22 protein-coding genes are annotated in these 22,078 nt (G+C 65.1%); 11 read left to right on the forward strand and 11 right to left on the reverse strand.

Annotated features, from left to right (window positions below; translation table 11 throughout):
• Positions 1-4: 4 nt before the first annotated feature.
• The 9 genes from ABD654_RS09195 to ABD654_RS09235 all read right to left on the reverse strand — a co-directional run bounded on the left by ABD654_RS09195 (position 5) and on the right by ABD654_RS09235 (position 8,975).
• Positions 5-175, reverse strand: a complete 171-nt coding sequence (locus tag ABD654_RS09195) for a hypothetical protein (protein WP_344704499.1) — start codon at positions 173-175, stop codon at positions 5-7.
• 105 nt (positions 176-280) lie between these two features.
• Positions 281-1,579 carry a Xaa-Pro dipeptidase gene (gene pepQ / locus ABD654_RS09200; RefSeq protein ID WP_344704501.1) on the reverse strand — a complete coding sequence of 433 codons (1,299 nt, stop codon included), beginning with the start codon at positions 1,577-1,579 and terminating at the stop codon, positions 281-283.
• A 47-nt stretch (positions 1,580-1,626) separates the two neighbouring features.
• Positions 1,627-2,544, reverse strand: a complete 918-nt coding sequence (locus tag ABD654_RS09205) for a LysR family transcriptional regulator (protein ID WP_344704503.1) — start codon at positions 2,542-2,544, stop codon at positions 1,627-1,629.
• A gap of 15 nt (positions 2,545-2,559) precedes the next feature.
• Entirely contained in the window at positions 2,560-3,660 is a 1,101-nt protein-coding gene (locus tag ABD654_RS09210; protein ID WP_344704505.1) for an ABC transporter ATP-binding protein, read from the reverse strand.
• Positions 3,657-4,673, reverse strand: coding sequence for an ABC transporter ATP-binding protein (locus ABD654_RS09215; protein WP_344704507.1), 1,017 nt, complete (start codon positions 4,671-4,673; stop codon positions 3,657-3,659). Before ABD654_RS09215 ends, ABD654_RS09210 begins: the two co-directional genes overlap by 4 nt.
• A gap of 52 nt (positions 4,674-4,725) precedes the next feature.
• A complete protein-coding gene (locus ABD654_RS09220; protein ID WP_344704509.1) occupies positions 4,726-5,697 on the reverse strand; it encodes an ABC transporter permease in 972 nt (323 codons plus the stop codon).
• Positions 5,694-6,740: an ABC transporter permease gene (locus ABD654_RS09225; RefSeq protein ID WP_344704511.1), complete on the reverse strand. Its 1,047-nt coding sequence runs from the start codon at positions 6,738-6,740 to the stop codon at positions 5,694-5,696. The genes ABD654_RS09220 and ABD654_RS09225 overlap by 4 nt, the downstream gene beginning before the upstream one ends.
• Before the next feature lie 91 nt (positions 6,741-6,831).
• Positions 6,832-8,430 carry an ABC transporter substrate-binding protein gene (locus tag ABD654_RS09230; protein ID WP_344704513.1) on the reverse strand — a complete coding sequence of 533 codons (1,599 nt, stop codon included), beginning with the start codon at positions 8,428-8,430 and terminating at the stop codon, positions 6,832-6,834.
• A 152-nt stretch (positions 8,431-8,582) separates the two neighbouring features.
• Positions 8,583-8,975 (reverse strand): glutaredoxin family protein, encoded by a 393-nt coding sequence (locus tag ABD654_RS09235; RefSeq protein ID WP_344704515.1) that lies wholly within the window; start codon positions 8,973-8,975, stop codon positions 8,583-8,585.
• A 212-nt stretch (positions 8,976-9,187) separates the two neighbouring features.
• On the opposite strand from ABD654_RS09235, the gene mpl reads away from it, so the two are divergent.
• Genes mpl through ABD654_RS09250 form a run of 3 tightly spaced genes read left to right on the forward strand, consistent with a single transcriptional unit; the run spans position 9,188 to position 11,886 of the window.
• A complete protein-coding gene (mpl, locus tag ABD654_RS09240) occupies positions 9,188-10,603 on the forward strand; it encodes a UDP-N-acetylmuramate:L-alanyl-gamma-D-glutamyl-meso-diaminopimelate ligase (RefSeq protein WP_344704673.1) in 1,416 nt (471 codons plus the stop codon).
• Positions 10,600-11,250 (forward strand): flavin prenyltransferase UbiX, encoded by a 651-nt coding sequence (locus ABD654_RS09245; protein WP_344704517.1) that lies wholly within the window; start codon positions 10,600-10,602, stop codon positions 11,248-11,250. The genes mpl and ABD654_RS09245 overlap by 4 nt, the downstream gene beginning before the upstream one ends.
• A 12-nt stretch (positions 11,251-11,262) precedes the next feature.
• A complete protein-coding gene (locus tag ABD654_RS09250) occupies positions 11,263-11,886 on the forward strand; it encodes a LysE family translocator (protein WP_344704519.1) in 624 nt (207 codons plus the stop codon).
• A gap of 80 nt (positions 11,887-11,966) precedes the next feature.
• Here the strand turns inward: ABD654_RS09250 and ABD654_RS09255 are convergent, their stop codons facing one another.
• Positions 11,967-12,905, reverse strand: coding sequence for a GGDEF domain-containing protein (locus ABD654_RS09255; protein WP_344704521.1), 939 nt, complete (start codon positions 12,903-12,905; stop codon positions 11,967-11,969).
• Positions 12,905-13,771 (reverse strand): hypothetical protein, encoded by an 867-nt coding sequence (locus tag ABD654_RS09260; protein WP_344704523.1) that lies wholly within the window; start codon positions 13,769-13,771, stop codon positions 12,905-12,907. The genes ABD654_RS09255 and ABD654_RS09260 overlap by 1 nt, the downstream gene beginning before the upstream one ends.
• A gap of 180 nt (positions 13,772-13,951) precedes the next feature.
• Between ABD654_RS09260 and ABD654_RS09265 the strand changes: the two genes are divergently transcribed.
• The 8 genes from ABD654_RS09265 to ABD654_RS09300 all read left to right on the forward strand — a co-directional run bounded on the left by ABD654_RS09265 (position 13,952) and on the right by ABD654_RS09300 (position 22,071).
• Entirely contained in the window at positions 13,952-15,238 is a 1,287-nt protein-coding gene (locus tag ABD654_RS09265) for a glutamate-5-semialdehyde dehydrogenase (RefSeq protein ID WP_344704525.1), read from the forward strand.
• A 9-nt stretch (positions 15,239-15,247) separates the two neighbouring features.
• The gene (gene nadD, locus ABD654_RS09270) at positions 15,248-15,964 is read left to right on the forward strand and encodes a nicotinate-nucleotide adenylyltransferase (protein ID WP_344704527.1); all 717 of its coding nucleotides are present in this window, start codon (positions 15,248-15,250) and stop codon (positions 15,962-15,964) included.
• Between the two features lie 67 nt (positions 15,965-16,031).
• Positions 16,032-16,415 (forward strand): ribosome silencing factor, encoded by a 384-nt coding sequence (rsfS, locus tag ABD654_RS09275; protein WP_344704529.1) that lies wholly within the window; start codon positions 16,032-16,034, stop codon positions 16,413-16,415.
• On the forward strand, positions 16,412-16,879 hold the full coding sequence (gene rlmH / locus ABD654_RS09280; RefSeq protein ID WP_344704531.1) for a 23S rRNA (pseudouridine(1915)-N(3))-methyltransferase RlmH: 468 nt from the start codon (positions 16,412-16,414) through the stop codon (positions 16,877-16,879). Before rsfS ends, rlmH begins: the two co-directional genes overlap by 4 nt.
• A gap of 91 nt (positions 16,880-16,970) precedes the next feature.
• On the forward strand, positions 16,971-18,893 hold the full coding sequence (gene mrdA / locus ABD654_RS09285) for a penicillin-binding protein 2 (RefSeq protein WP_344704533.1): 1,923 nt from the start codon (positions 16,971-16,973) through the stop codon (positions 18,891-18,893).
• Positions 18,894-18,895: 2 nt separating this feature from the next.
• The gene (gene rodA, locus ABD654_RS09290) at positions 18,896-20,056 is read left to right on the forward strand and encodes a rod shape-determining protein RodA (protein ID WP_344704535.1); all 1,161 of its coding nucleotides are present in this window, start codon (positions 18,896-18,898) and stop codon (positions 20,054-20,056) included.
• Between the two features lie 15 nt (positions 20,057-20,071).
• Positions 20,072-21,160: a lytic murein transglycosylase B gene (gene mltB / locus ABD654_RS09295; protein WP_425552754.1), complete on the forward strand. Its 1,089-nt coding sequence runs from the start codon at positions 20,072-20,074 to the stop codon at positions 21,158-21,160.
• Complete coding sequence (locus ABD654_RS09300) at positions 21,157-22,071, forward strand: septal ring lytic transglycosylase RlpA family protein (protein WP_344704537.1); 915 nt, start codon at positions 21,157-21,159, stop codon at positions 22,069-22,071. Before mltB ends, ABD654_RS09300 begins: the two co-directional genes overlap by 4 nt.
• Positions 22,072-22,078 lie beyond the last annotated feature (7 nt).

Raw genomic sequence — 22,078 nt, forward strand, 5'->3', positions numbered from 1 at the left:
GTCCTTACGCTTGGTTGACGGGCGAATTACCGCGTTGCGGTAATACCGTAACGGTGGCGGCAACGGTCGTCAGGGTGAGGGCGTTGCCGGACAGCAGCGGTGCTGTTGGCCGTTCGGTTATGTGAGTCATACGTGATGCGCGCTCCATTCTTGATGCCTTGGCGGTGTCTGTCAAGGCAGCGCCTCCCTGCGCTTGTGCACCTTTTGTGACTGGCCTGTATAAATAAAGTTCAGGATTTTTCTATCGGCATCTTTCAGCGCCGCTTTTCAAGACCCGGATTCAAAGCGTCAGATTGTCATGGCCGGTATCGGTTACCGCGACGTTGTCTTCAATGCGGATGCCGCCGCAGGGCATGAGCTGTTCAACCAGTGGCCAGTTGATCGGAGCGCCGGTATCGCGCAGCGGGTCAAGCAGCATGGGAATGAAGTAAAGCCCAGGCTCGATGGTAACGACCATGCCCGGGGTCAGTTTGCGGGTCAGCCGCAGCGCCGGATGCTCTTCGGGCGGCGGTGCGGGCGTGGCATCGGGGGCTTTGAGTCCGGCAATATCGTGCACCTGGATACCCAGCGAATGGCCGACGCCGTGAGGGCAGAAGGCGCGGGTAACGCCGCTGGCAACGCAGTCGCTGGCCGAGCCGTGGTAGAGGTCGTGGCGCACAAGAATTTCGCCCAGTTGGCGGTGCATGGCCCGCTGCAGCTCGACGTAGTCCACGTCCGGGGCAATGCGTGCAATCAGCGTGTCCTTGAGCTCGTGTACGGCTTTAATCAGCTCGGCAAAAAGCGTCGGCGCGTCCGGGCCGGCCCAGGTGCGGGTAATGTCGGAGCAGTAGCCGCGAAAGCGCCGGCCGGCGTCCACCAGCAGGCTGTAGCGTCCGGCCGGCGGGTGGAGGTCGTAGTGCTGATAGTGCAGCACGCCGGCGTGCTGGTTAAGCCCGACGATGTTGTCGTAGGGCACGTGGGACTCGCGCTGGCGGCTGGCGCCCAGGTAGGCCAGCTGGATATCAAGCTCTGCGCCGGCGCCGGCGAATGCCGCCTGGGCGGCTTCGTGGCCGGCCATGGCCAGGCGGTTGGCCTCGCGCAGGCAGGCGATTTCGTAGGCGCTTTTGTGCATGCGCAGCTCGTCCAGCGCGGCCACCAGGGCGGGCGGGTTGGCCTCGCCGTGGGGCAGCGCGACGGGGCCTTGCTGCAGGGCGTCCACGTCGCCGATGAGCGCCACGTTGCCTTGCAGGGCCGGCGTGGCCGGCTCGTTGACAAGCTCAACATCAAACTCGCCGACCCAGGGCTCGTCGGGCAGCGTAGGCGTCAGGTGCCAGAAGTCCGTGGGCGCGTGGAGCAAAAGGCGCGGCTTGGCGTTTGGTGTAATCACAAGCCAGCTGTGCTGGGCTTCAAACAGCGGTGACCAGTGGACGAAATGCCCGGCGGCCTTGAAGTTGGGGTACTGGTCGTCGCCGTAGTGGGGCAGCGCGTGGCCGCTGTAAAGGGCAATGGCGTCCAGCCCGTGCTGCTGCATGAGCGTGCGATAGGCAGCCAGCAGCCGCTGGATGTGGTCTTGTTGCAGACGATCAAGAGTCTGGGCCATGGGGCCTCCTTTGTGGGTGACAGGGATACGCCGTTGACACCAAAAGATCAGGGGGGCGGGCTGGCCTGGGGCAGCGCATTCCAGATAGTGTCGAGCTCGGCATGATGGTGGTGCTGGTGACGATACAGCCTGAGCGCCAGCGGTACATCCCAGCGGGTGTCGCCGGCGCGCACCAGGGTGTTGGCATAAAGCGCCTGGCGTATGGCGCGCTCGGGCAGCCAGCCGATGCCGTAGCCCAGCATCACCAGCTCTTTGATGCTGGTCACGTAGAGGTCCTGGTTTTTGACCGCCAGCCCCGGCGCTTCGGGCAGCCGTGCCAGGTGGGTGTGCAGTGCTGCACCCAAAAGCCCGAGCCGGGGGTAGGCAAACCACGGCACCGGCGCTTCGCGGCTGGCAGGCAGAGTAAAGCAGGGCGTACCGGCAGAGGTGGGCGCGCTGACCGCGATCAAGCGCTCATGGCCGACGGTGCGGTAGCGACACGTCCGGGTATCCAGCTCCAGGTCGCAGCGCGCAAGCGGCCAGTAGCACAGCGCCAGGTCGCATTCGCCGCGGTTGAGCGCTTTGAAGTAGTCCGCCGCCGCCCAGCCGGTAGCGCGCAGGTCAGGCTGCATGCGGCCTTCCAGCCCGTTGATGGCAAGCCAGTCGGGGAAGAAATGCGCCAGCAGACTTTGCGGGGCGGCCACGCTGATGCGCCGCTCGTGCCCGGCGCTGATATCGCGAATGCGCTCCCGGGTCAGGCGCACGCCTTCGGTGGTTTTTTCACACAGCGCGAGAAACGCCTCGCCCTCGGCGGTCAGCGATAGCGGCAGGGTCTGGCGGTTGATCAGCGTGGCGCCCATTTCCTCTTCCAGCAGCCTGATACGTCGGGAAAACGTCGGCTGGGAGACATGCTGCTCATCGGCGGCGCGGGAGAAATGCCGCGTTCGGGCCAGCGCAATAAAGTCTTCCAGCCAGCGTATTTCCATAGTCTGCTCTGCCCGTCAGGAATCTTCGGCCGCCTGAAGGCGTCCTTCCTCTACAGCGTGACACGCCACGCGCACGCCGTCATCCTGTGTGATGAGCGCGGGCACTTCGGCCTTGCAGCGGGCGTTGGCGTAGGGGCAGCGGCCGTGGAACACGCAGCCCGAGGGCAGGTTGACCGGCGTGGGCACCTCGCCTTCCAGGCGGATGTGGCGGGGGCCGTCGTCGTCGAGGCGCGGAATCGCCGAGAGCAGCGCCTGGGTGTAGGGGTGGCGCGGCCGAGCAAACAGCGTGGCGGTGTCGGCGATTTCGCATACCGTGCCCAGATACATCACCGCCACGCGAGTGCCGAAGTGCTCCACCACGGCCAGATCGTGGGTGATGAACAGATACGTCAGCCCGCGTTCGCGCTGGGCGTCCATCAGCAGGTTGAGCACCTGGGCCTGGATGGACACGTCCAGCGCCGAGATGGGCTCGTCGGCGACGATAAACTCAGGGTCCACCGCCAGCGCCCGGGCGATGGCGATGCGCTGGCGCTGGCCGCCGGAAAACTCGTGGCCGAAGCGCTTGCCCCAGTCCGGGTCGATGCCCACCGAGGCCATCACCCGCTCCACCTGGTCGGCCACCTGTTGGCGGCTCCAGTCGGGGTGGTGCAGGCGCACGGGCTCTTCCAGCGTTTGCTGGATGGTCATGCGCGGGTTGAGCGAGGCGTAGGGGTTTTGAAAGATCATCTGCATGCGCCGGCGAAACGGCATCAGCGCTTTGGTATCAAGGTTGTCGATGCGCGTGCCGTCGTAGCGGATCTCCCCGGCGGAGGGGTGCAAAAGCCCCATCACCGTACGCGCCACGGTGGACTTGCCGCAGCCGGACTCGCCCACCACGCACAGCGCCTCGCCGCGCTGGATGTTGAGGTTGACGCCGTTGATGGCGTGGACAAACTTCTGCTCGCGGATGAGCTTGCCGCCCTTGAACTTGAGCTGGTCGAGAAAATCGCCGGAAAGCGAGAAGTGTTTTTCCAGATCGCGAATTTCCAGCAGCGTTTCGCTTGGCCGGGCCGTCGCGGAGGTCTGGGCCGTTTCGGCATGCGCAACGGCGGGAATGCGGGATGCGGGGGCGCTCATTGGCCTTCCTCCTTCGTGCGGCGGTCCTGCTGCAGTTCCGCGACCATGTGGCAGGCCACGCGGCAATTGCCCGAGTGCGTAAAGCCCGGCACCTGTTCTACGCAGGCCGGACGCACCTCGCCGTCGGCACGGCGAATAAAGTCGCAGCGCGGATGAAACGCGCAGCCGCCGGGCAGATTGGAAAGCGACGGCATGCTGCCGCGAATCTGGTTGAGCGGCTCGCCCGGTGTGGCCATCTGCGGCAGGGCGTTGATCAGCCCCTGGGTGTAGGGGTGCTGGGGGTCGTTGATGATTTCTCGGGTCGGCCCCTGTTCGATTACCCGGCCGGCGTACATCACCAGCATGCGCTGGGTGACCTGGCTGACCACGCCCAGGTCATGGGTGATCAAAATCAGCCCGACGTTGTGCTCTTCGCAAAGGTTGAGCAGAAGCGCCATGATCTCCGCCTGAATGGTCACGTCAAGCGCGGTGGTGGGCTCGTCGGCGATGATGATGTCGGGGTCGAGCAGCAGCGCGATGGCGATGATCACGCGCTGGCGCATGCCCCCGGAAAGCTCGTGGGGGTACTGATCGAGCCGCGCCTCCGGCGAGGGGATCTGCACCTGGCGCAGCCGATCAAGCGCGATCTCGCGTGCGGCTTTGGTATTGATGCGCCGGTGCGCCTTGAGCGACTCGACCATCTGCTCGCCGATGGACAGCACCGGGTTGAGCGTCATCATCGGGTCCTGAAAGATCATCGAGATGCGGTTGCCGCGCACCTTGCGCAGGCCGCGCTCGCTCATGTGGTTGAGCGTCTTGCCTTCGAAGGTGACCTCGCCGCCGGCGATAAAGCCGGGCTTGGCGATCAGGTTCAAAAGTGAAAAGGCGGCCACGGATTTGCCCGCGCCGGACTCGCCGACGATGCCCAGCCGCTCGCCGCGCTCCAGGGTAAAGTTGACGTCGCGCAGGGCGCGCACCTCGCCCTTGCGCAGGGCGAAGCGAACGTCGAGATGGTTGACTTCCAGCAGTGCCATAGTGTTTTCAGCCCTTGTTGTTCTAGCCTTTGTGCTTTTAGCCCTTGTCGACTTAGCCTTTGTACAAGCGCGGATTCATCACGTCGCGCAGCCAGTCGCCCAGCAGGTTGATCGACAGCACCAGCACCACCAGCACCGCGCCGGGGATCAGCGTGATCCACCAGGAGCCGGACTGAATGTAGTCAAAGCCGGCCTTGATCAAAGAACCAAGCGACGGGTGCGTTTCCGGCATGCCAAGGCCGAGAAACGAAAGCGCGGCTTCGGAAATGATCGCGTTGGCAATCTGCACCGTGGAAATCACAAATATCGGCGACAGCGTATTGGGCAAAACGTGGCGAAACATGATGCGCCGGCTTTTGAGCCCCATGACCCGGGCGGCGTCGACGTACTCCTTGTTTTTCTCCGCCAGCACCGAGGCGCGCACGGTGCGCGCGTACTGGGGCCATTCGGCCAGCCCGATAATCACCACCAAAAGCGGCACGGCGTAGGTGCTGAACGTCGCCCCGCCGAACACCGCCTTGACCAGCGCGCCGACGATGATCGCCACCATCAGGGTGGAAAACGACAGCTGAATATCCGCCAGGCGCATCAAAAAGGCGTCGATGCGCCCGCCCAGATAGCCGGCCATCAGGCCGAAGGTGACGCCGAGAATCGCCTGCAGCGCTACCGCGCCAAAGCCGATCACCAGCGAGACCCGGGCGCCGTAGAGAATCGTCGATAGCATGTCCCGGCCCTGGGCGTCGGTGCCCAGCAGATAGGCCGGGTCGCTGCCGTCGACCCAGAAGGGCGGAAGCTCTGATGCCAGAATGTCGATCTGGGCCAGATCGTAAGGGTTCATCGGCGCAAGCCAGGGGGCGAAGACGGCGATGGCCACCAGCGCGATGAATACTACCAGGCTCAGCTGGGCGATGACGTCGCGCTTGAAGCTGTAGAGCAGATAGGAATCGCGAAAGCGTTCCCAGCGGCCGGGTAGCGCCGGCGCGGCATCTGCCCGGGATTCGGGAGTCGGTGTCGGCTGGCTCATGCGGGTTTCCCTGTGAGTTTGACGGTGGGGTTGACCAGGCCGTAGATCAGATCGACCAGGGTATTGGTGATCACGAAAATCAGGCCCACGATCATCAGGTAGGTGACGATCAGCGGAATATCCGAGCGCTGGATGGCGTTAAGAAACATCAGCCCCATGCCCGGCCACTGGAACACCGTCTCGGTGAGAATGGTGTAGGCCACCAGGGTGCCGATCTGCACCCCGCCTACGGTGATCACCGGCAGCATGGTGTTTTTCAGCGCGTGCAAAAAGTAGATGCGGCGCATGGAGATGCCCTTGGCCCGGGCAAACTTGACGTACTCGGACTGCAGCACTTCCAGCATTTCCGCCCGTATCAGGCGGATAAACAGCGGCAGCATAATGGAGGCAAGCGACACCGCCGGCAGCACCAGATAGGTCAGGCCGTCGAGGCTTGCGAAGTTGGTCTCCCAGGTGCCGAACACGGGCACCGGATCGCCGCGGCCGTAGGCCGGCATGCCGCCTTCGGTGGAGAGTACGTCGTTGAGCCAGGCGCCCCAGCCGGTATCCGCCGGGAAGGGCGAGACGCTCACGCCGATGGCAAACAGCTGGATCAGCACAATGGCGGTGAGAAACACCGGAATGGAGATGCCCACAATCGACACGCTCATGAAAAAGCGCGTCAGCCAGGCCTTGGGTTTGATCGCGCTGTACACGCCGATGGGAATCGACAGCGCAATGATCAAAAACGTCGAGGCGGCCACCAGCTCCAGAGTCGCCGGCAGGTGGCGGGCGATAACCTCGGTGGTGGGCTGGTTGAACACGTAGGAGTAGCCGAAGTCGAACTGCAGCGCGTTGCCGGCAAAGCGCAGGTACTGGGTCAAGAACGGATCGTTCAGCCCGAACTCCTCGCGCAGCGCCTCGCGCTCGCTTTCGGGGACCGACTGGCCCACCAGCTGCTGGATCGGGTCGCCCAGGTTGTCCTGAATGGCGAAGGCAATGATGCTGATGACAAACATCACCAGCAGCGCGTGAAAAAGGCGCTTGATCAGAAAAGCGATCATGAAAAATATCCCGTAGCGGCAACAGGGAAGCAACGCGCCCCGAGCGGGGCGCGTCATCAAGCGGGTCAGACAGGGCGGTCAGACGGCGGGGTTATTCCGCGTCGGCGTTGACCACCAGATCTCCCAGATAGGGGAAGTTCATGACGTTGAGCACCGGCTCGATTTGAGCACTGGGCGCGGAAGCCCAGGCCAGATCCTGCCAGTGAAGCGGCACGAAAGCGGCGTCGTCGTACAGCGTCTGTTCGACCTGCTGGAGCATCGCGGCGCGCTTTTCCAGGTCGATTTCCTGGTTGGCTTCCTTGACCAGCTTGTCCAGCTCCGGGTTGCAGTAGTTGCCGGCGTTGTACTGGCCGGCGCCGGTGTCGGCGTCGGGGCAGGCGGTGAGATACTCGTGGAAGTTGGCGCTGTCTTCGGTGTCGGCGTGCCAGCCGATCAGCATCATGTCCGCGGCGCGATCGTCAAACTCGCCCCAGTACTGGGCCTTGGGCAGGGTCTTGAGGTCCACGTCGACGTTGATGCGGGCCAGCATCGCGGCGACCGCCTGGGCGATCTTGGCGTCGTTCACGTAGCGGTTGTTGGGCGCCATCATGGTGATGTCAAAGCCGTCGGCGTAGCCGGCATCAGCCATGAGCTCCTTGGCCCTGGCGACGTCGTAGCGCGGATTGAGCGAGTCCACGTGGCCCACGTAGCCTTCCGGCGACATCTGAGCGGCCGGGGTGGCGAAGCCTTTCATCAGCCGGTCGGCGATGCCCTTTTGGTTGACGGCGTAGGCAAAGGCCTTGCGCACCCGCGGGTCTTCAAAGGCCTCTACGCGCTGCTGGTTCATGTGCAGCATGATGATGCGCGTGCCGGACATGGTGACCAGCTTGGCGTCGTCGCTTTGGCGCACGCGTTCCAGATCGTTGGGCGGCACCGGGGCGATGAAGTCCACGTCGCCGGAGAGCAGTGCGGCCACACGGGTGGCGTTTTCGCTGATGGGCGTCAGCACGAGGTTGTCGACGTTGCCCGGCGAGCTTTCATCCCAGTAGTCAGCGTTGCGGGCAAACTCGGTGCGCACGCCCTGCTGGCGCTCGGTGACGGTGAACGGGCCGGTACCGGAGACGTTGGAAGAGGCGTAGGAGTTGCCGTTTTTGACGATTTCGTCTTTCGGGTCGCCGTCCGGCGCGCTGCCGGAGTAGAACCGGCTGTCCATGGGGAAGATGTAGGTCGCCAGGTTCAGCAGCAGCGGGTAGGGCTTGGTCGTGTGGATCTCGACGGTATGCTCGTCAACGATCTCGGCGCGCTCAATGGGAGCAAAGATGGCCTTGTAGTCCGGGCTTTGCTTCAGCCGCTCAATGGTCCAGACCACGTCCTTGGCGGTAAACGGGTTGCCGCTGTGAAAGGTGACGCCTTCGCGCAGCGACATGCGCATGGTGGTGTCATCGATCTGCTCCCAGTCGCTGGCCAGGCGGGGCTCGAAGTTCAGCGACTGGTCCCAGCGCACCAGCGGGTCGAACAAAAGGTGGGACAGCTGCATGATGCCCCCGGAGAGCTGCTCGTGGATGTCCAGCGACACCGGGTCGGCGTCGTAGGCCATGCGCAGCGTGATATCTTCCTGGGCGGCGGCGTTTAGCGCACCGCCGGCAAAAGCGGCGGCAACGGCGGCGGCGATCAGCGTCTTGTTGACGCGGGGCGTGCAAGTCACGGTCATGGCGGAAAGTCTCTGTGGTTGTTGTTGGTAGCGCTTTATAACGACGGTAGCGTCGTTGATTGTTGGCCGAGCACGCCAGCGGTACAATCGAAATAATGACAGGGGGTATTCATCCGCCGAATGAAGGCGGCCGGCCGCCGCCGGCCAAGGTCTCAGGCCGCGCCGAAGCGGCGGTTGAGATAGGCGTTGATGTCGTCGGATTCGTACAGCCATTCAACGCTTTGATCGTCGTTTTCGATGCGCAGACAAGGCACCTTGACGCGCCCGCCGCCTTCCTTGAGCGCCTGCTTGTGGGCCGGGTCGAGCTGGGCGTCGCGGCGCTCGATGTCAAGCCCTAGCCGCGCCATTTCCTTGCGCACCTTGATGCAAAACGGGCAGGTGCGAAACTGATACAGCGCGAGCTTTTCGCAGGCGCGATCGACCTTGGCCTGCTCGGCCTCGGAGCGCTCCACCGCCTTGGGCGTGGAGAGTTTCTCGGAAACAAGCATCACCGGCGCGAGCAAAAGCCGCACGCCGCGAAAAAAGTAGCGAATCAGAATACGCATGGGCCTTCCTTAACAGCAAAGGTAAAAAAACAGCGGAGGAAAACGCCGTTGACCGGCGCGTAGTGCCGGCCATCGTGACGCACGCAGCGGCGTTTGTCACATCGCTGTGAGCCCCGGCCACGCCATGCTAGGCTTTGCCGCCGTCCACGCGCGGCTGCCAAGGCGGCCAACGCCGGCCGTACACGGGTTATTTTCAGGAGGGCATGACTACCGTGCATCTGCATATCATCGGCATCTGCGGCACTTTCATGGGCAGCCTGGCGCTGCTCGCCCGGGAGCGGGGCTACCGGGTCAGCGGCTCGGACGCCAACGTCTATCCGCCCATGAGCACCCAGCTGAAAAACGCCGGCATTGCCCTGCAGGAAGGCTACGGCGCGGAGAATCTGGACGCCGCTACGGGCAGCGCGCCTGCGCTGGTTGTGGTGGGCAACGCGCTGTCTCGGGGCAACCCGGAGGTGGAAGCCGTGCTCAACCGCGGGCTGGCGTATACTTCGGGGGCTCAGTGGCTCGGCGAGCATGTTTTGCCCGGCAGAAACGTCATCGCCGTGGCCGGCACGCACGGCAAGACCACCACGGCCAGTATGCTGGCGTGGCTTTTGGAAAGTGCAGGGCAGAATCCGGGCTTTTTAATCGGCGGGGTGCCGCGCAACTTCGGCGTGTCGGCCAGGCTTGGCGGGGCTGATGCGCCCTTTGTGGTGGAGGCCGACGAATACGACACGGCGTTTTTCGACAAGCGCTCGAAGTTCGTTCACTACCGGCCCAACATTGCCGTGCTCAACAATCTTGAATTTGATCACGCGGATATTTTTTCTGATCTGGCCGCCATCGAGCGCCAGTTTCATCACCTGGTGCGCACCGTGCCGGGAAACGGCAAGATTCTGGTGGCAAACGGCCAGCCGGCCCTTGAGCGGGCGCTTGCCCAGGGCGTGTGGACGCCGGTGGCACGCTTTGGCAAGGCGGCAAAGGAAGACGCAAACGCCAGCGAATGGCAGCTGGCCCTTGAGCACGCCGACGCCAGCCGCTTTGCCGTAACCCACGCGGTGGAAGACGGCGACGACGCCGTGGTGGAATGGTCGCTGACCGGCGAATACAACGCCTATAACGCGCTTGGCGCACTGGCCGCGGCGCACGCCTGCGGGGTGGACCTGGCGCGCGGCTGTGCCGCGCTTGCGCGTTTTGAGAACCCGCACCGGCGTCAGGAAGTGCGCGGCGAGGTCGCCGGCGTTCAGGTGATCGACGACTTTGCCCACCACCCCACAGCCATTGCCGCGACGCTTTCCGGCCTGCGCGCCGCCACGGCCCGAGGCCGGCTGCTGGCGGTGATCGAGCCGCGCTCCAACACCATGCGTCTGGGCGCGCTCAAAGCGCAGCTCAACGCAAGTGTCGCAAGCGCCGATCATGCGTTCTGGTACCAGCCGGCAAAGCTTGGCTGGTCGCTTGCCTCGCTGATTGCCCCCCAGGGCGAACGGGCCAGCCTGCACGACGACATCGACGCGCTGGTGGCGGCCGTGGTCAGCCGCGCCGAGGCCGGAGACCGCATCGTGGTGATGTCCAACGGCGGCTTTGGCGGCATTCACCAGCGGCTGCTGGACGCCCTTGAGCGCGCCCATGCGGGGAGCCGGGCATGAGCGGGGCAGAAAACGAGACGGCCGGCTTCAAGCCGCCGGTGACCGTGGCGCTGACCGGCGCTTCCGGCGCGCAGTATGCCCTGCGTCTGATCGATGTGCTGGTGGCGGCCGGCCACGAAGTCTGGGTGATGATTTCCAAGGCGGCGCACATGGTGATTGCCACCGAAACCGACGCTGCGCTGCCTGCCGCTCCCGGGCGGCTGGTGGATGCGCTTGCCGAGCGCAGCGGCGCCGCCGAGGGCCAGCTCCGCTGTTTCGGTCGAGAAGACTGGATGGCGCCGGTGGCCTCGGGCTCCGGGGCGCCTTCCAGCATGGTGATCTGCCCGTGCTCCACCGGCACGCTGTCGGCGGTGGCCACCGGGGCGAGCAACAATCTCATCGAGCGCGCCGCGGACGTGGCCCTCAAGGAGCGCCGCCGGCTGGTGATGGTGCCCCGGGAAAGCCCGTTTTCGCCGATTCATCTGGAGCACATGCTCACGCTTTCCCGGCTTGGCGCGGTGATTCTGCCCGCGGCCCCCGGCTTTTATCACCGCCCGCAAAGCATCGACGATCTGGTGGATTTTATCGTCGCGCGCATTCTCAACCAGCTGGGCATCGAGCATGCGCTGATGCCGCGCTGGGGCGAGGCCGGCGAGCCGCCGCACTGACCAGGAGCCTTTATGCTGTCCCCCGCTACGCTGTCGGTGTTTGTGCCGACCTTTTTGCTGGTATCGCTGACGCCGGGCATGTGCATGACGCTGGCCATGGTGCTGGGCATGACCCAGGGCGTGAAGCGTACGCTGTGGATGATGCTCGGCGAGCTTCTGGGCGTGGGGCTGGTGGCCGTGGCGGCCGGTGTCGGCGTGGCCGCGCTGATGCTCAAGACTCCGGGCGTATTCGCGGTGTTCAAGTGGCTGGGCGGGGCGTACCTGATCTATCTGGGCGTGATGATGTGGCGCTCGCGCGGGCGCATGGCAATTCCTGAAGGACTGGATCAGGGCGTGCGGGCGGGGCGCGGCCCGCTTTTTGTGCAGGGCTTGGTCACCGCGGTGGCCAACCCCAAGGGCTGGGCATTTCTGATGGTGCTGCTGCCGCCGTTTCTGGATGACAGCCGGGCGCTGGGGCCGCAGCTGGCCATACTAGTGGCGGTGATTCTAACTATCGAGTTTGCCTGTCTTGTGCTCTACGCCACCGGCGGTAAAACCCTGCGACGGCTGCTGTCGCGAGGGGCCGGCGTGCGGCTGCTCAACCGGGTTTCCGCGGCGCTGATGGCAGGCGTGGGGCTATGGCTGGCGCTGGGCTAGTCTTGCGCTGGAATAGTCTTGCGCTGGAATAGTCTTGCGCTGGGATGGTCTTGCGCGGAAATAGCCTTGCGGGTTTGTTCCTATAGCGCTTCCGGCGGGGCAGACAGCGTTTCGCCGCGGTGGGCCAAGCGTTGGAGAAACGCATCAATGCTTTCTTCGTTTCCCAGCAGGCAAATGCCGATGCGCGCTTCCAGCCGGCCGGTTTCCACCGGGATGCGGCGAGACAGCCCGCGCATTAGGCGCTCTTGTACCAGCAGCGCACCGCTTTCGCTGGTGTGGGGCAAGGCCAGCCAGAACGTTGCCGGCGCTGCGCGCCCCAGCACGTCGTAGCCTCGGCACTGGTGGTGCACCTCGTCGCACAGCGTGGCCAGCAGCGCCGTCTGAGCGCGGTGGCCAAACTGTTCGCCGGCCATATCGAGCTGAGGCAAGTGGATGACCAGCACCGCCAGATGACGATTGAGCACCAGCGCACGCTGATGCTCGCTGCGCAGCCGCCGGTGCAGGGCCTCGATGTGAAAGGCATCGCATTCAGCGTCGTGAGGATCGGTGGCCCGCAGCAGGGCTTGCCGCCGGGCGTGCTCCAGACGCGGCAGCGCCAGCAGCAAAGCGGTGACCAGAAACCCCATGATCCAGCTGGCCGGGGCGTTTGCCAGCGGAGTGAGCCACCATACCGGTGCCAGCAGCACAGTAATGGCAAGCGCTGCCCAAAGCGGCAGCAGAAGAAAGGTGGCGGCAAGCGGCAGGCCCAGCCATACCAGCGAGATATCCGGCGGATGCCAGATCGCGGCCAGCATTGTTAGATAGGTCGCCAGCAGCAATATAAGGCGCGGCAGGTACGGCGAAGGCGAGCGGTAGACGTGCAGCAGCAGTGCCGCCAGCAGCACCAGCATCATGAAAAGCGGCGTGAACAGGGCAACGTAGTCGCCCATGGCGTAGTGCCAGCCGGCATAGAGCCCCATGAGCGCGGTGCTGGCGGCAAACGCCAGGGTCATCAAGCGGTGCGAAATATGATGCTGCATCACGGCGTTTCCGCGGCGTTGCCGGATCGACAGGGAATGCTATCGCTGAGCGCCTGGAGATCCAGCGGCTCCAGGCGCACATCGGCAAGCGTGACGTATTGGCTGACGGCGTTATCGGGGAACGCCTGGGTCAGCCGCCGGCGCCGCTGTGCCCCCTCGTGCGGCGAGCGCGAAAGCAGTATTACCGCGAGCGTGCGGGTGTCAAAGCGGTATGCGTTTTCAAAGTCGTAGAGCAGATGGCACAGCCGCTGGGCCAGCGGCCACAGCTGGCGGCGTCGGACATGGAACAGTATCAGCTCACCGTGAATGGATTCGCGCTCGCAGCGCACCGCTTCTCGCTGGAGATCGCGCAGCAGCTGCTCTCGGGCCCAGAAATTGATACCGGGCATCAGGCGCAGACGCTTGAGGATATCACCGTTGATCAGCGTCAGCTGGCGCGCCCGGGACATGGCCACCAGGCACAGAATGATCAGGGTGCAAAGCATCAGCGTCCCGGTAGGCAGGCCCAGCCGCGGTAGAATCATCGCCATGCTCAGCAGCATGCCGCTCAGGTTAAAGGCGGCGACCCAGTGAGGCTGGGGCAGCATGAACAGCGCCACCCAAGCCCACACCAGCAGCATGTGGCGCTGGGGCGCGGCGGCCACCAGGCCCACCAGTAGCGCGCCGGGCAGCAGCTGCCAGGGCAGCCCGCCGCGGCTGTGCCGGTGGCTGAAGTCCAAAAGCAGTGCGGTGATGAAAAGCCAGCCCACGCTGACCCACAGCATGAGCGCGGCCGCCGGCGGCGCGGCCGGGGTCCAGAGCACAAGCGCGACGGCAACGGCCAGCAGGTTGGCCCGCAAAGGATGGACTTTGTATTTGTTTTGCATGGTGGCTTATGCTTTACCGTTGGGCCACGGGCGGCGTTTGCACCCGGCGGATGCGATGGCGGTGCCGCGTGGGCATGCGCATTACCCGCGCACGTTACCAGATCCGTCCCGGCCGCTGAAGCAGGCTGAAAACGGCAGGCTGAAAAGTGATCAACGATTGTGGACGACACGGAGCAAGGTATGAGCCATTCCCCCGCATTACACGACACCACCGATATTGCCGCTTACATGCAGGCGCTGGGGCAGGCGGCCCGGCAAGCCGCAAAGCACCTGCGCCGCGCCGATACCGGGCGCAAGAACCGGGCGCTCAAGGCCATGGCCGAGCGGCTGGACCGTGCGCGCCAAGCCGTGCTTGCCGCCAACGCTGAAGATATGCAGCGCGGCCGGGAAGCCGGCCTCGACGATGCCCTGCTGGATCGTCTGGCGCTGACCGAGGCGCGTATCGACGCCATGATCGACGGGCTGCATCAGGTCGCAGCCCTGCCCGACCCGGTCGGCGAGCTCGACGGCCTGCGCGCCCGGCCCAGCGGCATTCAGGTCGGGCAGATGCGCGTGCCGCTGGGCGTGATCGGAATCATTTTCGAGTCCCGGCCCAACGTCACGGTGGAAGCCGCCAGCCTGTGTTTGAAATCCGGCAACGCCTGCATCCTGCGCGGCGGCTCCGAGGCCCGAGCCTCCAACGCTGCACTCAGCGAATGCCTCAAGGCCGGGCTTCAGGACGCCGGCCTGCCCGCGGGCACGGTGCAGGTAGTGGCCACTACCGACCGCGCCGCCGTGGGCGAGCTGATTTGCATGCCCGACTACGTCGACGTAATCATTCCGCGCGGCGGCAAGTCGCTGATCGAGCGCATCTCCCGGGAGGCCCGGGTGCCGGTGATCAAGCACCTGGACGGCGTGTGCCACGTCTACATCGACGCCACCGCCGACGCCGACAAGGCGCTGGCAATTGCGATCAATGCCAAGACCCAGCGCTACGGCACCTGCAACACCATGGAGACCCTGCTGGTGGATGCGCCCGTGGCAGGCTCGCTGCTGCCGGCGCTGGCCGAGCGCTTTGCCGAGCACGGCGTGGAGCTGCGCGGCTGCGAGCGCACCCGCGAAGTGCTCGGCGACATTACCCCGGCCCTTGATGCCGACTGGGCCGAGGAATATCTCGCCCCGGTACTGGCGATCAAGGTGGTGGACGGCATGGACGAGGCCACGGCACACATCGAGCGCTACGGCTCCCAGCATACCGACACCATCGTCACCCAGGACTATAGCCTTGCCCGGCGCTTCATGGCCGAGGTGGATTCCAGCTCGGTAATGGTCAACGCCTCCACGCGCTTTGCCGACGGCACCGAATACGGGCTGGGCGCGGAAATCGGCATTTCCACCGACAAGCTCCACGCCCGGGGGCCGGTAGGGCTTGAGGGCTTGACCACGCGCAAGTACGTGGTGTTCGGTGACGGCCATGTTCGCCAATAGGAGATGCCCATGAGTGCTGGCCTGCGTGACGCTGCCGCATCCGAGCGCCGCGCGCCGCGCATCGGCATGCTGGGCGGCACCTTCGATCCGGTGCATCTGGGCCATCTGCGCAGCGCCGTGGAGCTGCACGAGGCGCTGGCGCTTGACCGGCTGCACATGATTCCGGCTCCCCAGCCGCCCCTGCGCGGGCGGCCGCAGGTACCCGCTAAGGCGCGTCTGGCGCTGCTTGAAGCCGGCATCGGCGATACGCCCGGGCTTTACGCCGACGGGCGCGAGCTGTCTCGTACCGGGCCTTCCTACAGCGCCGACACCCTGGCGGAGCTGCGTGCCGAATACGGCCCGGAAGCGCGGCTGGTCATGGCGCTGGGCCAGGACGCCTTTGCCCGGCTGGCCGACTGGCACGCACCCGAGCGGCTGTTTGCGCTGGCGCATATCGTGGTGGTGGCGCGCCCGGGCTATGCTCCGGCGGATTCTCCCCGGCTGCGGGAACTCATCGGTACGCGTGAGGTCGCAGACCCCGAGACGCTGATGCAAAGTCCCGGCGGCGGGCTTTTGCGGGTAACGCTGCCGTCGCGCATGGCGATTTCCGCCACTGACATACGCCACCGGCTGCAGCACGGGCAAAGCGTGCGCTATCTGCTGCCCGAGGCGGTGGAACGTGCCGCCGTGATCCGGCGGCTCTATCAGCCAAGCGCCGCTCCAAGCGACGATCGCACGGGCGAATAGCGCTGGCAGTCGCGCCTAAAGCCGTTACAATAGCCGGCTTTTATACGCTTTCCAACGGAGTTGGCAGTTGCACATTGAGACACTAAAACAGATGGCGCTTGACGCGCTGGAAGAACTCAAGGCCCGGGACGTCAGCACCCTTGACGTGGCCAAGCTCACCGACGTAACCGACGTGATGCTGATTGCCAGCGCCACTTCCACGCGCCACCTGGCGGCGCTGGCGCAAAACGTGGTGGAAAAAGCCAAGGCTCAGGGACTTCATCCGCGCGGCGTTGAAGGCGGCAACAGCGCCGACTGGGTGCTGGTGGATCTGGGCGACGTGGTGGTGCACGTGATGCTCCCCGAGGCGCGCACGCTCTACGACCTGGAGCGCCTGTGGGCCGATCTGCCCGCCGAGGGCAGCGTGGAGCAGCTGCGCGAGCGCGTGGAAGAACCGCAGGCCAGTCGGTGAAGCTGCGTTTGCTGGCCGTGGGCACGCGCATGCCCGGCTGGGTGGAAGAAGGGGTGGCGACCTACCGTAAACGCCTGCCGCGGGATTTTGCGCTGGAAATCGAAGAGATTGCCCCGGCCCGGCGCGGCAAGAACACATCGGCCGACAAGGCCCGAAAGCAAGAAGCGCGGCGTATTGACGAGCGCTTGAAAGGCGGCGAGCACCTCATCGCGCTGGAGGTAAACGGCAAGCCCTGGACGACCGCTGAACTGGCCTGCCAAGCGCAAGGCTGGCGCATGCAGGGGCGCGATATTGCGCTGCTGGTAGGCGGGCCGGATGGTCTGGATCCGGCGCTCTCGGCCCGGGCCGAAAGCGCCTGGTCGATCTCTCCCTTGACGCTGCCGCATCCGTTGGTGCGGGTGATGCTGGCCGAGCAGCTGTATCGCGCCTGGACGCTGATGGTCGGCCATCCGTACCACCGCTGATGCGGCGCCGCCGGCGCGCGTCGGCGCGATCATCCGCAAAAGCCGGGGGTTTTTCGATTGTTTTTTCCTTGTGTAACCGTGACCTGCTGCCATGCCGCCGCGTCTTGATACGCTGAAAAACACCGAACAGGAGCTGCGCATTTTTCGCGCCCGGGCGCTGCTGGCGCTGGCGGTGGTTATGGTGCTGACGGGGCTTTTGGCCAGCCGGCTGGTCTATCTGCAGGTCATCGAGCACGACAAGTACAGCACCCGCTCGGAAAGCAATCGCGTGCGCGTGGAACCGCTGCCGCCGACCCGCGGGCTGATTTACGACCGCGACGGCGTGCTGCTGGCGGAAAATCGACCGACCTACAACCTGACGTTGGTGCGCGAACGCGTTGACGATCTGGACCGGACCCTTGAACGGCTGGTGAGTCTTTTGGATCTTCCCGAAGAGGACGTCGCGGCGTTTAAAAAGCGCTCCCGCCAGCGTCAGCGCCCCTTTCAGCCGGCGCTTTTGATGAGTGATCTGACCCAGGCGCAGATCGCCCGGCTGGCGGTCAATCGCCACCGGCTGCCCGGCGTCGAGATCGAAGCGCAGCTTCTGCGCTACTATCCCTACGCCCGCATTATGTCCCATGCGCTGGGCTATGTGGGGCGCATCAACGCCGAGGAGCTCAAAAAGCTGGACACCGGGCGCTACGCCGGCACCCATTTTATCGGCAAAACCGGCATTGAGCGCTTTTACGAAGACGCCCTTCACGGTGAGGCCGGGCTGCGCAAGGTAGAAACCAACGCCCGGGGGCGCGTGCTGCGCGAGCTGGGGCGCCAGGACCCGGTGCCGGGCAAGAACCTGACGCTGACCCTGGATACCGACATGCAGCAGCTGGCGCTTGAGCTGCTGGACGGCCGGCGCGGCTCGATTGTCGCCATTCAGCCGGAAAGCGGCGATATTCTCGCCATGGCCTCGGCGCCGGGGTTTGACACCAATCAGTTTGTCACCGGCATTGATGTCGCCTCCTACCGGGCGCTGCAGCAGGATATCGATCTGCCGCTTTTCAACCGTGCAATTCGCGGCCAGTATCCCACCGGCTCGACGATCAAGCCGTTCGTGGCGATTGCCGGGCTGCGCGAAGGCGTGATCACACCGGAAAAAGTCATCCACGATCCGGGCTATTTCAAACTGCCCAACGACTCGCGCCGCTACCGCAACTGGCTGCGCTGGGGGCATGGCAAGGTGGACATGGAGCGCTCTTTGGCGGTATCCAACAACACCTACTACTATTCGCTGGCCCACGACCTGGGGATCGACCGGCTGCAGCGCCAGCTGGCGGCGTTTGGCCTGGGCCAGCGCGTGGCTCACGACGTTCAGGGCGAAAGCCGGGGGCTGCTGCCGTCCCGGGAATGGAAGCGCAAGCGCTACAATCAGCCCTGGTATCCCGGCGAAACGCTGTCGGTGGGCATCGGCCAGGGCTATTTGCAGCTGACGCCGCTACAGCTGGCCACGGCCACGGCGACGCTTGCCAACAAGGGCGACTGGGTCAAACCGCACCTGGCGCGCAAAATCGGCGATGCGCCCCTGCCCGATGAATTGCCCGGCACGCCTGAAGATATTGCGCTTTCCGACCCCGACGGCTGGGACGCTGTGTTCAACGGCATGGAAAAAGTGCTGAGCGGCCGTGAAGGTACGGCCCGGCGCACCGGCAAAGGATTGCAATACCGTATGGCCGGCAAGTCGGGCACCGCCCAGGTGTTCTCGCTGGGCCAGGACGAACGCTATAACGCCGAGGAGCTGGCCGAGCGGCTGCGCGACCACGCGCTGTTTATTGCCTTTGCCCCCGTCGACGATCCGCAGATTGCCGTTGCGGTGATTGTGGAAAACGCCGGCGGCGGCAGCACCCACGCGGCCCATCTGGCGCGGGCAATGACCGATGCCTGGCTGCTGGAGCAGGGCCATATGCCCGGTGAAGATGACAGCGACGATACCGCAGGCGACTCAGCCGCCACCGCTCGCCGCCGCACAGAGGAGCGCTAGCCATGCCCCGGGCCACGCTGTCGCGTTTGCTCAATCGCCATCCTGTACGCCCGCCGGACAGCGGCATGTCGCGGCGCAAAAGCCTGTGGGAAAATCTGCACCTGGACCCGTGGCTGCTGGTCCTTTTGCTGCTGCTGGTCGGTGCGGGGCTGCTGGTGCTGTACAGCGCCTCGGGGCAGCGCGGTGATACGGTTATGGCCCAGGCGCTGCGCTTTGGCGTGGCGTTTGCGGTTATGGCCGTGCTGGCCCAGTTTTCCCCCGCGACGTTTTTCCGCTGGGCGCCGCTGGCCTACGGGGCGGGCGTTGCCATGCTGATCGCGGTGGAGCTGGTGGGCGATATCGGCATGGGCGCCCAGCGCTGGCTGGAAATTCCCGGGGTGGTGCGCTTTCAGCCTTCGGAAATGATGAAGCTCGCCACGCCGCTGATGGTGGCCGCCTACCTGGGGCACACGGGCATTCCTCCGCGGCTGCGCCATCTCACGGTCTGTGCGCTGATTATCGGCGTGCCGGTGGTGCTGATCGCCATGCAGCCCGATCTGGGCACGTCCATTCTGGTTGCCAGTGCGGCGCTGATCGTGGTGCTGCTGGCCGGGCTCTCCTGGCGGCTGATCGGTATGTTTGCGCTGCTGTTGGCAGCGGCGCTGCCGCTTTTGTGGATCAACCTGCAGTCCTATCAGCGCCAGCGCGTGCTGACGTTTTTGAACCCGGAAAGCGACCCGCTGGGGGCCGGTTGGAACATCATTCAGTCGACGACGGCCATCGGCAGCGGCGGCGTTTGGGGCAAAGGCTGGTTTCAGGGCACCCAGTCCCAGCTTGAGTTTCTGCCCGAGCGCCATACCGACTTCATCATCGCTGTGCTGGGCGAAGAGTTTGGCCTGGTGGGCATGGTTGCACTGCTGGCGCTTTATCTGGTGATTGTCTGCCGCGGGCTGTGGCTGGCCGCCGGCGCCCAGGATACCTTCGGCCGGCTGGTGGCCGGCAGCATTATCCTTACTTTTTTCATCTACGTATTCGTGAATGTGGGTATGGTCAGCGGCATTCTGCCCGTGGTGGGGGTGCCGCTGCCGCTGATCAGCTACGGCGGGACGTCCAGCGTGACGCTGCTGGCAGGGTTCGGTATTCTCATGTCCATTCACGCTCATCGCCGGCTGCTGCCGCGCTGATCCCAGGAGGCAGACATGCTGTACAACGCCATTCAGCGACGGCTCAAGGGGTGGGCCGCGGCCTGTGCCACGGTGGCCGGCGTCATGCTGGCAAGCGGGGCGGGCCTTGCGGGCAACGCCCGCGCCGCCGTGGATTTTGATCCGGCGCGTCCGGGCAGCCAGGCCGCCGCGCTGGTAGATGAGCTCAGCGAACAGGGGCTGCCCCGGGACTATCTGGTCGAAACGCTGAGCCGGGCACGCCACAGCCAGCAGGTGCTTGACGCCATGTCCGGCGCCGCCGAGCGCCGCCTTGAATGGCCCGAATATCGCGCGATTTTTCTCACCGATGAGCGCATTGAACAAGGGGCTGCGTTCATCAGCGAGCACCGTGACGCGCTGAACAAGGCCCGCGACGAATACGGCGTGCCGCCGGAGGTTATCGCCGCCATTATCGGCGTGGAGACCTTCTACGGCCGCTACAAAGGCAGCCATCGGGTGCTGGATTCGCTGGCAACGCTTGCGTTTGAGCACCCCAGCCGCGGTGAATTCTTTCGCGGCGAGCTGGCCGCTTTTCTGCGCCTGGCCCATGAGCAGGGCAAGGATCCGGGGGCGCTGATGGGCTCCTACGCCGGGGCCATGGGCTACCCGCAGTTTATTCCCACCAGCTATGATGCCTACGCTGTGGATTTCGACGACGACGGCCGGCGCGACCTGTGGCACAACCCGGTGGACGCCATCGGCAGCGTGGCCCACTACTTTGCCGAGCACGGCTGGCGCCCGGGGGCGGCGATTTATCAGCTGGCGCTGGGGCCTGCCACGCCGCCCGAGGCGATCGCCTTCAACCAGACCACCGCCCCGCAGCTGACGCTGGGCGAGGCCGCTGCCGCCGGCTTGTATCTGCCAGGCGGTGCGCTGGCCACACAGATCCAGTATGCCGACCGGCGTATCGTGGCGCTGCGCCTGAACATGCCCGACGGCGCGCCGCAGTATCGCCTGGGCGGCTACAACTTTTACGTGATCACACGCTACAACCACAGCCACCTGTATGCGATGGCGGTGGCCGAGCTGGCCCGGGCCATTGCTGCGCTCCCCCGGCCCTTCCCGGAAGATGAGGAGCCGGCATGAGACAGCGCGTTTTTGTACGGCGCCTTGCCGTATTCTCCCGTTTTTTGGCGTTGGCAGGCGCTGTTTGCGCGCTGCTGATCATGGCCGGCTGTGCCGGGCCAAGCCCGCGTACTGCGGCTTTCGATGCCGAGCCGGACGCCGGCACGGCCGGTAGCGGCGGGCGCTATGCCATGAACGCCGACGCCTATCCGCTGGACCCGCCGGATGTCTCGCAGGTGCCCGATGCCGTACCGCGCGCGCAGCTGCGCTCCCGGGCGGGCAACAAGGCAACCTACACGGTATGGGGCAAAAGCTACCGGGTGCTGCCCGATGCGACCGGCTACGACGAGGTGGGCACCGCGTCCTGGTATGGCAAGAAGTTCCACGGCTATGCCACATCCAGCGGTGAAATTTACGACATGTACCGCATGAGCGCGGCCCACCGTTCGCTGCCGCTGCCGACGTTTGCCCGGGTGACCCGGGTGGGCACGGAACAGTCGGTCATTGTGCGCGTCAACGATCGCGGGCCGTTTCACAGCGATCGGATCATTGATCTCTCCTATGCCGCGGCTGCGCGGCTGGATCTGCTGGATCACGGTACGGGCCGGGTCAGGGTGGAAGCCATTGATCCGGAGACCTGGTCGGCACAGCAAAAAAGCACGCAAGCCGTTGACCCGGCGCCGAGCAGCGCTGCCGTGCCCGCTGCGTCACAGGGCGGCACCTATTGGCAGGTAGCGGCGCTGGAAAGCCGCACGGGGGCACAAAAGCTCAAGCGCCGTTTGCAAGACGAGCTTGAGCAGCGCGTGCGAATTGCCCGGGGCAACGGTGTGCATCGGGTGCAGGTAGGGCCCATCGCCCCCGGCGTTGACGACAAAACGCTGCGCGCCGCCTTGCGCCGGGCAGGCTTTCCCCGGGCGTTTATCGTGCGATAATGCGTCC

Origin of the sequence: Halomonas cibimaris (assembly GCF_039537045.1) — a bacterium.
Lineage (GTDB): Bacteria > Pseudomonadota > Gammaproteobacteria > Pseudomonadales > Halomonadaceae > Vreelandella > Vreelandella cibimaris.